The organism is Burkholderia sp. WP42, assembly GCF_000745665.1.
In the GTDB taxonomy this organism is placed as follows: Bacteria; Pseudomonadota; Gammaproteobacteria; order Burkholderiales; family Burkholderiaceae; genus Burkholderia; species Burkholderia vietnamiensis.
Window position 1 is genome coordinate 306367 of sequence record NZ_JQJT01000003.1, and the last position, 12646, is coordinate 319012.

Genomic DNA, 12646 nt, shown 5'->3' on the forward strand with positions numbered 1-12646 from the left:
TGAACGGGCCGTAGCGCACCGACGGGCGGCGCGCGCCGGATGCTGGCGCGCGTCGCGCCGCTCGGCTAGGATGCGCGAATTGTCCAGACGATTCGCGAGCCTGCCGATGAACCGAACTGCCGCTTCCTCCGTCCTTCTCGAAGTCATCGCGACGACCGTCGGCGACGCGCGGGCGCCGACCGCCTCGAGCTCGTGACCGCGATCAGCGAAGGCGGGCTCACGCCGAGCGTCGGCCTGATCGAGGCCGTCGTCGCCGCGGTGCCGATTCCGGTCAACGTGATCGTGCGCCCGCACAGCCGCTCGTTCGTCTACGACGCCGACGACCTGCGCGTGATCGAGCGCGACGTGCGCGCGGCCGTCGCGGCCGGCGCGCACGGCGTCGTGTTCGGCGCGCTCGATGCGCACGGCGACGTCGATGTCGACGCGCTCGCGCGGATCGCGGCCGCCGCCGACGGGCGCGCGCTCACGTTCCACCGCGCCTTCGACGTCGCCCGCGATCTGAACGCCGCGTTCGACGCGCTGCTGCGCGTGCCGGCCGTCACGTCGGTGCTGACCTCGGGCGGCCATCCGTCGGTGCTCGACGCGGTCGCGACGATCACGCGGCTGGTGCGGCAGGCGGCCGGCACGACGTGCACGGTGCTGGCCGGCTCGGGGCTGACGGTCGATGCGGTCGGCGATTTCGTGCGCGCCACCGGCGTGCGGGCGGTGCATTTCGGCTCGGGCGTGCGGCCCCGAGGCGAAGTGCTCGCGCCCGTCGACGCGGAGCAGGTCGCGCGCGTGCGCGCCGCGCTCGACGGCGCGGCGGCGCACGTGTGAGGCGGTCGCCGGCGTTGCGCGCCGGCGTTGCGGAGAGAAAAAGCCGGCGGATGTCCCGGCTCGGAACGCTGACGAACCCCATGTTTTTCGGAGCATGGGGTTTTGTCGTTTACGCGGCAGCGTCGTTTGCGCGCTTCGTTCAGGCAAGCCCGCGAGATCGCCGAACAGCCGCTGCCCCGGGCGCCCGAGAGCGCCGGAAGCCGCGCAGATCCGCCCGCCGCTTCGTGCGCGGCGGGCGAGCGCGCTGACGCTTACGCGTCGGCGGACATCGCGTCCGCGTCGCTCGCGCGCATGCCGAGCCGCTCGAACAGCGCGCGATCCTTCTGCGATTGCGGGTTGCTCGTCGTCAGCAGCTGGTCGCCGTAGAACATCGAGTTCGCGCCCGCGAGGAAGCACAGTGCCTGCAGCCCGTCGTCGAGCTGCTCGCGGCCGGCCGACAGGCGCACGACGGCCTTCGGCATCGTGATGCGCGCGACCGCGATCGTGCGCACGAACTCGAACGGATCGAGCGGCGCGGTGCCTTCGAGCGGCGTGCCTTCGATCGCGACGAGGTTGTTGATCGGCACCGAATCCGGATACGGATTCAGGTTCGCGAGCTGCGAAATCAGCCCCGCGCGCTCGCGGCGCGACTCGCCCATCCCGATGATGCCGCCGCAGCACACGTTGATGCCCGCGTCGCGCACGCGGTCGAGCGTGTCGAGACGGTCCTGGTACGTGCGCGTCGAGATCACCTGGCCGTAGAACTCCGGCGACGTGTCGAGGTTGTGGTTGTAGTAGTCGAGGCCCGCGTGCGCGAGCTGCTGCGCCTGCTCGTCCTCGAGCATGCCGAGCGTCATGCAGGTTTCGAGGCCGAGCTCCTTCACGCCGCGCACCATCTCGGTCAGCGCCGGCATGTGGCGTTCTTTCGGATTGCGCCATGCGGCGCCCATGCAGAAGCGGCTCGCGCCGCTCGCCTTCGCCGCGCGCGCGGCCTCGAGCACCGCATCGACGTCCATCAGCTTCTCGGCCTTCAGCCCCGTGTCGTGGTGCGACGACTGCGAGCAATAGCCGCAATCCTCCTCGCAGCCGCCCGTCTTGATCGACAGCAGCGTCGACAGCTGCACCGCGTTCGCATCGAAATACTCGCGATGCACCTGCTGCGCGCGGAACATCAGGTCGTTGAACGGCAGCTCGAACAGCGCGACGACGTCGGCGACGCGCCAGCGCTGCGGCGTCGGTGCCGCGACGGGGATCGCGTCGGGTTGCACGGCGGCGGTCTGGGCTTGGGTCATGGTGGTTTTCCTGTGCTGGATGCGGGAACGTGGGGATGGGGGCGTCAATGCTGCGCGCGGCGCAGCGTGTCGACGAGCGCGGCGATGTCGAGCATCGCCGCGGCGGATTCGGGGGCGGCGGGCCGTAGGTGCGCCACGCGGCCGAGCAGCGGCGCGCGATGCTCGCGCGCGAGCCAGTCGCGAATCGTCGCGACGTTTTCGTCGGCGTACGACATCGCCGGATCGACGTGGTTCGCGACCCAGCCGGCGAGCGTGAGGCCGCGCTGGCGGATCGCGTCGGCCGTCAGCAGCGCATGGCTGATGCAGCCGAGCCGGATGCCGACGACGAGCACGACCGGCAAGCCGAGCGCGACCGCGAGATCGGCCGTGTCCTGCGTGTCGTTGAGCGGCACGCGAAAGCCGCCGACGCCTTCGACGACGACGACGTTCGCGCGCGTCAGCGCTTCGCGATGGCTCGCGACGATCGTGTCGATGTCGAGCGTCACGCCTTCGTGCGCGGCGACGATGTGCGGCGCGGCCGGCGCCTTCAGCAGGAACGGCGTGCGCAGCTCGGGCGGCAGCGCGACGTTCGCGGCGGCGTCGAGCTGGTCGGCGTCCTCATTGCGCCAGATGCCGTCGCGCTCGTACGCGCCGGCCGCGACCGGCTTCAGCGCGGCCGCGCGCAGCCCGTGCCGCGCGAAGCCGTGCAGCATCGCGGCCGATACGAAGGTCTTGCCGATCTCGGTGTCGGTGCCGGTGACGAAAACGGACAGTGCGGTGCTCATGCGCTCGCCTCGCTGGCTGCGATCAGCGCGGCTTCGAGCCGCGCGAGATCGTCGAACGAATGGGCGGCCGACAGCGAGATGCGCAGCCGCGACGTGCCGGCCGGCACCGTCGGCGGGCGGATCGCCGGCACCCACAGCCCGCGGGCGTCGAGCGCGCGCATCGCCGCGAGCGTCGCGTCGTTGCTGCCGATCACGAGCGGCTGCACGGCCGTGTGCGAATCGACCGGCTGCCAGCGCGTCGCGCGCAGCAGCGCGCGCGTGCGTTCGATCAGCGCGGCGAGATGCGCGCGGCGCGCGTCGCCTTCGTCGCCGCCGATCACCTTCAGGCTCGCCGACACCGCGTGCGCGACCGCCGGCGGCGCGGCCGTCGTGAAGATGTAGCTGCGCGCGCGCTGGATCATCCATTCGATCGCGGTCTCGTGCGCGACGACGAACGCGCCGGCGACGCCGGCGGCCTTGCCGAGCGTGCCGACGTAGACGAGGTTCGGCGAGCGCAGCGCGGCGGCCGCGAGCGCGCCGCGGCCTTGCGGGCCGAGCACGCCGAAGCCGTGCGCGTCGTCGACGACGAGCCATGCGCCGTGGCGTTCGGCCAGCGCGACGAGTTCGGCGAGCGGCGCGAGGTCGCCGTCCATGCTGAACACGGTGTCGCTGACGATCAGCTTCGTCGGCGCATCGGACGCATCGAGCAGCGCGCCGAGCGCGTGCATGTCGGCGTGCGGATAGATCTGCACGTTCGCGCGCGACAGCCGGATGCCGTCGATCAGCGACGCGTGGTTCAGCGCGTCGGAGAAGATCGTCGCCTGCTTGCCGGTGAGCGCGGTCATCGCGGCGAGGTTGGCCATGTAGCCGGTGCTGAAGTACAGCGCGCGCGGCGCGTCGGAGAAGCCGCCCGCGAAGCCGGCGAGTTCGTCCTCGAGGCGCGCGTGCGCGCGCGAATGGCCGCCGAGCAGATGCGAGCCGCCGCTGCCCGACCCGTAACGCTGCGCGCCTTCGGCGAACGCGGCGACGAGCGCCGGATGGGCGGCGAGGCCGAGGTAATCGTTGCTCGCGAAGCCGACGATGTCGCGGCCGTCGACGCGCATGTGCGCGTCGCAGGCGGTGTCGGCGGTGCGGCGCACGCGGCGCAGGCCCTGTGCGTCGAGCTCGGCGAGGCCGCGCTGCAGCGTGTCGAGCAGCGGCGTGGCGATGGGTGGCGCGCCCGGCTTCATCGTGCGGCCTCCGCGAGCGTGGCGTCGAGCGTGTCGCGCGTGCGTTGCGCGAGCCACGCGATGTCGTCGTCGGTCATCACGTACGGCGGCATCAGGTACACGGTCGTGCCGATCGGGCGCAGCAGCAGTTCGCGCTCGAGCGCGCGCTCGAAGAAGCGGCGCGAGAAGCCGCGCGCCGCGTCGCCGTCGAGCGCGACGTCGAACGCGAACAGCGTGCCACGCTCGCGCAGGTGGCGCACCTGCGGATGCGCGTCGAGCGGCGCGAGCGCGGCGCGCAGCGCGGCCGACTTGCGCGCGTTGGCGGCGAGCACGTCGTCGCGCGCGAACAGCTCGAGCGTGGCGACCGCCGCGCGGCACGCGAGCGGGTTGCCGGTGTACGAATGCGAATGCAGGAAGCCGCGCGTCGTGTCGTCGTCGTAGAACGCCGCGTACACGTCGTCGCGCGTGAGCACCAGCGACAACGGCAGATAGCCGCCGCTGATCCCTTTCGACAGGCACAGGAAATCGGGCCATACGCCGGCCTGCTCGCACGCGAAGAAGGTGCCGGTGCGGCCGCAGCCGACCGCGATCTCGTCGGCGATCAGATGCACGCCGAACTCGTCGCACAGCGCGCGCAGCCCGCGCACGTACGACGGATCGTGCATCGCCATGCCGGCCGCGCACTGCACGAGCGGCTCGACGAGCAGCGCGGCGATCTGCCCGGCGCGTTCGGCGAACAGGCGGCGTACGTCGCCGAGCGCGCGCTGCGCGACGTCGGCGGCCGTCTCGCCCGGCTGCGCGCCGCGCGCATCGGGCGAGGCGACCACGTGCGCGTTGCGGATCAGCGGGTCGTACGCATCCTTGAACAGCGCGACGTCGGTCACGCCGAGCGCGCCGATCGTCTCGCCGTGATAGCTGTTGGCGACGCACACGAATTCGCGCTTGTCCCCCTGGCCGCGATTGCGCCACGCGTGGAAGCTCATCTTCAGCGCGATCTCGACGGCCGATGCGCCGTCCGACGCGAAGAACGCGTGGCCGAGCGTGCGCGCGGTGAGCGCATGCAGCCGCTCGGCGAGTTCGATCGCCGGCTCGTGCGTGCAGCCGGCGAGCATCGCGTGCTCGAGCGTGTCGAGCTGGTCCTTCAGCGCGGCGTTGATGTGCGGATTCGCATGGCCGAACAGGTTCACCCACCACGAGCTGATCGCGTCGAAGTAGCGGCGGCCGTCGCGGTCGTACAGCCATACGCCGGCGCCGCGCGCGACGGGGACGAGCGGCAGGCGCTCGTGGTGTTTCATCTGGGTGCAGGGGTGCCAGACCGCGCGCAGGCTGCGCGCGACCCAGTCGTCGGTGGCTGGCGTACTCAAGGCAACTCCGGGAGACAAACGGCGGCGGGCATCGAACCGGATGCCGCGCGGCGACTGACGGAAAACGCGCTGAGATTAGCGTGTTCCGCGGCCCGTTGCACTACCGGTTACAAACGCCGCAAAGCCTTATGGGACGGGAGTTCGGCGCAGATCGGGGGCGCTCGGAACGGTACGCGCCAGATGCTCCGAAATGACCGCAGATGACGACGTTCGAGTGAGCCCACCCAACAGAAAAAATCGTGGGAAAGCGGCGCGAGCGAGCCGGAAGAATCGGGGTTGGAAGGAGAAACGGGCGTGGTGTGGCGCCGCGCGGCTGAGCGGCAGCTGCTCGACAGAGCGGGCGGGGAAGCGGGGCAGGAAAGCCAGGCGGCGAAGCGAGGCGGGAAAGGATGCGGGACGGGCGCGCGCCGCGGCGTCGCGCCCGGGAGCGTCAGCGCGAAGCCAGTGCGCGCGTGTCGGTGGTGGTTTCAGCGTCGCCGCTATCGGCGGTTTGCGTCGTGTTGCCGTTCCACACGACGCGATCGTTCACCGCGTACAGGCGGCATGCGCCGGCGCTTTGCTTCGAGCAGTTGTCGAGCGCGAGCGCCATCGGATCGTCGCCGCCTTCGGCCCACGACCACGCGCCTTCCGACGACACCGCGAACGCGCGGCTCGGATGCTGGTTCAGGAAGTGCCGATAGCCTTCGCGGCCCGCTTCGTCGAGGAACGGCACCGCATCGACCGAATCGATCGACGCGTAGCCGGTCGCCTTCGGCTCGTGCGGGTTCGCGACCGCGTAGCGCACCGAGGTCGGCAGGTTCAGCTCCGCGAGGAACGCATGCACGGCCGGCCACCACACGGGCACGCCGTCGCGATCGACGATCAGCCGGTGGGCATCGTCCTTGTAGCGGCCGTAATCGACGAATTGCGCCTGCGTGCCGTGCGACACGTACGCGTCGTGCATCTGCGCGACGAGCCCGGGCGTCCACACGGAGTCGTTGTCGCCGTACAGCCACAGCGAGCGCACGCTCGTATGCGCGCCGTACTGGCCGAACGCGTCGACGAGGTTGCGCTGCCAGCCGTCGCAGAGATCCTGGCGCAGCCCGCCGGAGAAATTGATGATGCCGCGCACGCCCGGCGCCGCTTCGGTGCCGTACGCGACCGACACGAGCCCGCCGTGCGACGTGCCCGCGACGACGATGCGCGACGCATCGACGTACGGCTGATGCGACATGTAGCGCACGGTGGCGTCGACGTCGGCCGCTTGCGCGAGGCCGTTCTTGCCGACGTTGCAGCCTTCCTGCCGGTAGGTGCCGCCCGAACCGGCGAAGCCCTGGCGGTTCGGTGCGATCACCGCATAGCCGCGGCGCACGAATTCACGGGCGAACGCGAGCGGCCGGCTGCGCGGCTGCTGATGCAGATCGCCGGTGTTCTTGCCGTGATTGAAGACGACGAGCGGGAACGGGCCGGGGCCGTTCGGCTTGAACAGCGTGGCTTCGAGCATCACCGAGCCCGACGCATCGGCCGGAATGCTGATGATCTGTTCGTTGAGGTTGGCGGCGACCTGCGGGAGACCCGACGTGCCGTAATCGAAGCGCTCGGCGCGTGCGAGCGAGCCGCCGGTCGCACCGGCGTTCGTACCGACGTTGACGGTCGACAGCGTACCGGCCTGAGCGGCCGACAGCACGCTGGCCGCCATCCATCCCACCAATGCTTTGCTGAACGCCATTCGTAAGCCCTGCCATGCAACATGACCGATCTGACAGCCATCCTAGCCCGACAAATTCGGGTTGTGCAATGCGGGAATTACCCGGCGTCTGACACAGCAACTATTTGTCAGCGTTCGCTTACTTCGCCGTCGACATAGCGCCAGAAACCGCGCTCGTCGCGCTCGAACCGGCTGGTTTCGTGCAGCCGGTACGCACGGCCGCCGACCTTGTAGCGCGCGACGAACTCGACCTGCGCGTGGCTCGCGTCGACGGGCGTGTGGCGTTTGATCGCAAGGCCGAGCCAGCGCGGCGCGTCGGGCGCGGCCGGATCGGCGTCGAGATCGGCCGGGCAGGTGCGCGCGTCCCAGGTCGCGCGCAGGTAGTCGGTCGCGCCGAGCACATAGGCGCTATAGCGCGAGCGCATCAACTCCAGCGCGCTCGGCGCGGCTTCGCCGCCGTCGATGAAGCGGCCGCAGCATGCCGCATAGCGCGGCGCCGCGGTTTTGCCGGCCGGGGCCGGCGATGCGCCGCCGCACGGGCACGCATCGGGTCGGTTCGAAATCATGAGAATCGTGAATTGACGACGTCGGGTTGCGACCTCGGCTTACCAGCTGAGCTCGACGCCGTCGTACTGGAGGAAACGGCCGTTGGCGCGCGATACGTCCGCGCCGGCCTCGGCGATCACGCGGCGCATGCCGGTCACGCTCGTTTCCGGATCGATCGCGGCTTCTGCGCCGCCCATGTCGGTGCGCACCCAGCCGGGATGCAGCGAGATACACGCAGCGTGGCGCGTCTGCAGCGACGCGATGCGCAGCACGTCGTTCAGCGCCGCCTTGCTCGCGCGGTACAGCCAGCCGGTCGTGCCGGTCGCATCGGCGATGCTCCCCATCCGGCTCGACACCACGGCCAGCACGCCGCGCGCGTCCTCGACGAGCGGCAGCACGATCGGCAGCAGCTGCATCGGCCCGCGCACGTTGGTGTGCATCACCGCGTCGAAGTCCTCGTTGCCGATCGTCTCGACGCCTTCGGTGCGCGGCCCGTAGACGCCCGACACCAGAACGGCCGCGTCGAGCCGCTCGCCGTCGAGCTTCCAGCCGAGCGCCGCGATCTGCTCGGGCTGCGCGATGTCGAGCGCATGCGCGTGGGCGCCTGCGGCCCGCAGCGCCGCGAGCGACGCGTCGTCGCGCGCGGTCGCGATCACGTTCCAGCCGTCGCGCCGGTATTGCCGGACGAATTCGCGCCCGAGGCCGCGCGATGCGCCGACGATCAGTACGGTTTTCATGTTCGCCGCTCCTTTGGTTTGCGCCGCCGTCGTGGCAGCGCCGTGTGTCGGGTCGATGCGGTGTTCGCCGCGCCCGTTACTGCGCGTCGTCGCACGGCTTGAGCGTGTCGGCGACCGCCTGCGCGACGTGTTCGAGATGCGCGGCGTCCGCGGCGACCATGTCGTTGTCCGGCGCATGCTGGCCGCGGGCGGTGAGCGCCGCGACGCAGCGCCGGTAGGTCGCCTCGAGCGCGTCGAACCGCGATACGGACATCCCGAGGTTGCGCATCCGGCCGTCGTGCACGCCGTACACGAGCGCGTGCACGGTGAGCGACTGGCCGCGCGCCCACGCGTCGTTGACGATCGTCGCGCGGCACACGTTGACGACCTGCTCGATCGCGTTCAGCTCGATCAGCCGGCGATAGCGCGCTTCGCCCACCGGCCATTCGTCGAGCAGCGCCGCGTGGCGCTCGCGCACGTCCTGCACGTGATGCAGCCAGTTGTCGGCGAGGCCGACGCGGCGGTTGTGCAGCGCGGCGTTCACGCCGGAGCAGCCGTAATGGCCGACCACCATGATGTGCTTCACGCGCAGGATGTCGACCGCGAACTGGATCACCGACAGGCAGTTCAGGTCGCTGTGTACGACGACGTTCGCGATGTTCCGATGCACGAACACTTCGCCGGGCGGCAGGCCGATGATCTGGTTGGCCGGCACGCGCGAATCCGAGCAGCCGATCCACAGATATTCGGGCGCCTGCTGGTCGGCCAGCCGCGTGAAGAATTCGGGATCCTCGGCGAGCTGGCGCTTGACCCACGCGTCGTTGTTGGCGAAGAGATGCGAAAGCGGATTGTCCTGGGTGTTCATCGATGTGGATTCCGTTGGCGGAAGTCGGGGCGACGGCGCGCGCGGGCGAGCTGCGTCGCCCGTGCGTCAGGCGGCGCGCTGCGCGGCGCCGGCGCCGTCGTCATGGTCCGGCGTCGCGTCGAAGCGGGCGGCATAGCGCACGCAAAAGCGCAGCGACGTGTCGTACGGGTAAAAATCGGGCAATTCGCCCTGCAACAGCTTGTCCTTGCTCGCTTGCCACAGCGCCGGGTCGAAAAAGTCCGCGTGGTGCTTCATGAACACCGTGCGCACGCGCGGGTCGCCGAGCAGGAACGGACCGTAGGTTTCCGGAAAGATGTCGTGCGGGCCGACGGTATACCACGGTTCGCCCGACAGTTCGTCTTCCTCGTTGCGCGGCGGCGGCACGCGCCGCACGTTGCAGTCGGTCAGGTATTCGATCTCGTCGTAGTCGTAGAACACCACGCGGCCGTGGCGCGTGACGCCGAAGTTCTTGTACAGCATGTCGCCGGGGAAGATGTTGGCCTTCATCAGCTCCTTCACCGCGTTGCCGTACTCCTTCACGCCGTGCTCGATGTCCGCGTCGCTGCCGTTCTGCAGGTACAGGTTCAGCGGCGTCATCCGGCGCTCGATGTACAGATGCTCGATCACGAGGTTGTCGTCCTCGTATTCGAGCAGCGACGGCACTTCCTTCTCGAGCTCGCGCACGAGCGCATGGTCGAGCCGCGACAGCGGCAGCGCGACGCTCGAATATTCGAGCGTGTCGGCCATCCGGCCGAGCCGGTCGTGGCGCTTCACGAGCTGGTACTTCTCCATGATCTGCGCGCGCGTGGTTTCCTTCGGCGGCGGGAAGTGATCCTTGATGATCTTGAACACGTACGGGAACGACGGCAGCGTGAACACCAGCATCACGAGGCCCTTGATGCCGGGCGCGATGATGAAGCGGTCGCTCGAATGCGACAGATGGTGCAGCAGATCGCGGTAGAACAGGTTCTTGCCCTGCTTCTGCAGGCCCACCGACGTGTAGATCTCGGCCTTCGGCTTGCCGGGCATGATGGTGCAGAGGAAATCCACGTACGCGGACGGCACGCCCATGTCGACCAGGAAGTACGAGTGCGAGAAGCTGAAGATCACCTGCAGCAGCTCGCGGCGCAGCAGCACCGTATCGACCGCGAGCACGCCGGCGCGCACGTGGCGGATCGGCATCGCGAACGGCAGCACGCGATCGGCGTTGATGATGCGGCCGATGATGTACGCGCTCTTGTTGCGGAAGAACAGCGACGACAGCACGTGAATCTGGAAATTGGGCGCCGCATCGAACTGGCCGAACTCGTCGTCGATCGCCTGCATCACGCAGCCGATGTCGCGCGTGAGGTCCTCGAACGGCGGCTCGAGCTGGAAGTTCGTGACGATGCGCGCGAGCGTGGCCGCGAGCCCGTCGGTGCCCGGATAGTACGCGCGATAGGTCGGCTTCGCGGCCGGCTCGTCGTTCTCCAGGTATTCGGTCGAGATCGCCGGCCGCACGAAGATGAAGTCGTTGTTGAAATACGAACGGTGCAGGATCTTGCAGCAGACCGAATTGAAGAAGGTTTCCGCGCACTCGGGCTGGCGATGCGACGTGAGCAGCCCGATGTAGTGCAGCTTGATCTGCTGCCACACTTCGTCGTCGATGTTCTCGGCGTCGTATTCGTCCTCGAGCAGCTCGACGCATTCCTTCACGCGCTCGTCGTACGACGTGATCCGCTCGCGTGCGAGGCGCTGTAGCCCGTGCCAGTCGCCGCGCTCGTACAGCGTCTTCGCTTCGACGGCGGCTTCCCGAAAGATCCGGTAGTGGCGGTCGAAGTATTCGAGCATCGTCTGCGCGATGTCGAAACCGATCTGCGACGACAGCAGTTTGGGGAAGTGATTCATGCGTGCAGGCTCGTTCGAGAGGGACCGTAGAGGGACCGTAAGCACTCGCCATTCTAGCGCCCAAGTCGGCGTTTCAATGATTTCCGCGACGCCGCGCCGACGGCCGTCACAACGCGCGTTGTGCGCCGTTGCCGGCGGTTCGGTGCATCTTCGCGCAAAGATGCGGGTACGGAACCGATTCTGGCACGAACTTTTTTCGCGCGGCGAACGCACGCCGCACGGCCCGCATCGTGCGGCGGCGCTAGAATCGACGCGATACGCGCAGCGGCGCGCGCGCCGTCCGCAGGGTGCGGGCTCGGGCCGCCCGCGCCCGGATCGCCGCGCATTGGCACGCCATTGCCCACCATTACACGCCTTTCGCACCGCAGGTGCGCCGCGTGTGTACCGATAACGACGAGACACCCCACCGATGAACGCACTGGAACACCAACTCGACTATCCGTTCGCCGACACGCTGCCCGCCGCGGGCGACACGTTCGAGGTCGCGCCGGGCGTGCGCTGGCTGCGCATGCCGCTGCCGTTTTCGCTCGACCACATCAACCTGTGGCTGCTGCGCGACGAGATCGACGGGCAGGCCGGCTGGACGATCGTCGACTGCGGGATCGCGTCGGACGCGATCCGCACGCACTGGGAACACATCTTCGACACGCAGCTCGACGGGCTGCCGGTGCTGCGCGTGCTGGTCACGCATTGCCACCCCGATCACTTCGGTCTCGCCAACTGGCTCTGCGAAGGCGGCGAGCGCGGCCGCTGGAACGTGCGGCTGTGGATGACGCTCGGCGAATACATGTTCGGCTGCCTGATGGCGGCCGGCAACGGCTCGAACGCGGGCGGCGCGGCGGCGGCCGAGCATTTCGCGCGTCATGGCCTCACCGATCCGGTCGCGCTCGACAAGCTGCGCAGCCGCCGCAGCTACTACTCGGACCTCGTGCCGGCCGTGCCGCCGCGCTACCGCCGCCTGCGCGACGGCGACGCGGTGACGATCGGCGCGCGCACCTGGCGCGTCGTCACCGGCTACGGGCATTCGCCTGAACATTGCGCGCTCCACAGCGAAGCGGACGGCGTGCTGATTTCCGGCGACATGGTGCTGCCGCGCATCTCGACCAACGTGTCGGTGTTCGATCTCGAGCCGGAAGCGAACCCGCTTGCGCTGTATCTGGAATCGCTCGGCCGCTACGAGACGATGGCGCCCGACACGCTCGTGCTGCCGTCGCACGGCAAGCCGTTCCGCGGCGTGCGCACGCGCATCGCGCAACTGCGCGCGCACCACGACGCGCGTCTCGACGAAGTGCGTGCCGAGTGCGCCGAACGCCCGGCGAGCGCGGCCGACATCGTGCCGATCATGTTCCGCCGCCGCGAGCTCGACATCCATCAGATGACGTTCGCGCTCGGCGAGGCGCTCGCGCACCTGAACCTGCTGTGGCTTGCCGGCGAGCTCGTGCGCGAGCAGGGCGACGACGGCATGCTGCGGTTCCGCGGCGTGCGCTGAGGGCGTGGTGGCGTCGTTACGCGGCGGCGCGGCGCGGCGCAGGCCGGCGCGCTG

10 protein-coding genes and 1 pseudogene are annotated in these 12646 nt (G+C 69.5%); 2 read left to right on the forward strand and 9 right to left on the reverse strand.

Annotated elements, in window-relative coordinates; all coding sequences use genetic code 11:
- The first annotated feature begins 106 nt into the window (after window positions 1-106).
- Window positions 107-816, forward strand: a pseudogene (locus EX20_RS01405) (copper homeostasis protein CutC).
- A 251-nt stretch (window positions 817-1067) separates the two neighbouring features.
- Here the strand turns inward: EX20_RS01405 and bioB are convergent.
- The 9 genes from bioB to aceK all read right to left on the reverse strand — a co-directional run bounded on the left by bioB (window position 1068) and on the right by aceK (window position 11103).
- A complete protein-coding gene (gene bioB / locus EX20_RS01410) occupies window positions 1068-2087 on the reverse strand; it encodes a biotin synthase BioB (RefSeq protein ID WP_034192523.1) in 1020 nt (339 codons plus the stop codon).
- Window positions 2088-2131: 44 nt separating this feature from the next.
- Window positions 2132-2851: a dethiobiotin synthase gene (bioD, locus tag EX20_RS01415; protein ID WP_011886181.1), complete on the reverse strand. Its 720-nt coding sequence runs from the start codon at window positions 2849-2851 to the stop codon at window positions 2132-2134.
- Window positions 2848-4059 (reverse strand): 8-amino-7-oxononanoate synthase, encoded by a 1212-nt coding sequence (bioF, locus tag EX20_RS01420; RefSeq protein WP_011886180.1) that lies wholly within the window; start codon window positions 4057-4059, stop codon window positions 2848-2850. Before bioF ends, bioD begins: the two co-directional genes overlap by 4 nt.
- Complete coding sequence (bioA, locus tag EX20_RS01425; RefSeq protein ID WP_011886179.1) at window positions 4056-5402, reverse strand: adenosylmethionine--8-amino-7-oxononanoate transaminase; 1347 nt, start codon at window positions 5400-5402, stop codon at window positions 4056-4058. Before bioA ends, bioF begins: the two co-directional genes overlap by 4 nt.
- 430 nt (window positions 5403-5832) lie before the next feature.
- Window positions 5833-7110 carry a dienelactone hydrolase family protein gene (locus EX20_RS01430; protein ID WP_011886178.1) on the reverse strand — a complete coding sequence of 426 codons (1278 nt, stop codon included), beginning with the start codon at window positions 7108-7110 and terminating at the stop codon, window positions 5833-5835.
- A 107-nt stretch (window positions 7111-7217) separates the two neighbouring features.
- Entirely contained in the window at window positions 7218-7655 is a 438-nt protein-coding gene (locus EX20_RS01435; RefSeq protein WP_011886177.1) for a YchJ family protein, read from the reverse strand.
- Window positions 7656-7694: 39 nt separating this feature from the next.
- Window positions 7695-8372, reverse strand: a complete 678-nt coding sequence (locus EX20_RS01440; RefSeq protein ID WP_011886176.1) for an SDR family oxidoreductase — start codon at window positions 8370-8372, stop codon at window positions 7695-7697.
- Window positions 8373-8448: 76 nt separating this feature from the next.
- Entirely contained in the window at window positions 8449-9216 is a 768-nt protein-coding gene (can, locus tag EX20_RS01445) for a carbonate dehydratase (protein WP_011886175.1), read from the reverse strand.
- 66 nt (window positions 9217-9282) lie between these two features.
- Window positions 9283-11103 (reverse strand): bifunctional isocitrate dehydrogenase kinase/phosphatase, encoded by a 1821-nt coding sequence (gene aceK / locus EX20_RS01450; RefSeq protein WP_034192524.1) that lies wholly within the window; start codon window positions 11101-11103, stop codon window positions 9283-9285.
- A gap of 409 nt (window positions 11104-11512) precedes the next feature.
- Here aceK and EX20_RS01455 point away from each other — a divergent pair, with 409 nt between their 5' ends.
- Window positions 11513-12592 carry an MBL fold metallo-hydrolase gene (locus tag EX20_RS01455; RefSeq protein WP_014723748.1) on the forward strand — a complete coding sequence of 360 codons (1080 nt, stop codon included), beginning with the start codon at window positions 11513-11515 and terminating at the stop codon, window positions 12590-12592.
- The last annotated feature ends 54 nt before the right edge of the window (window positions 12593-12646 follow it).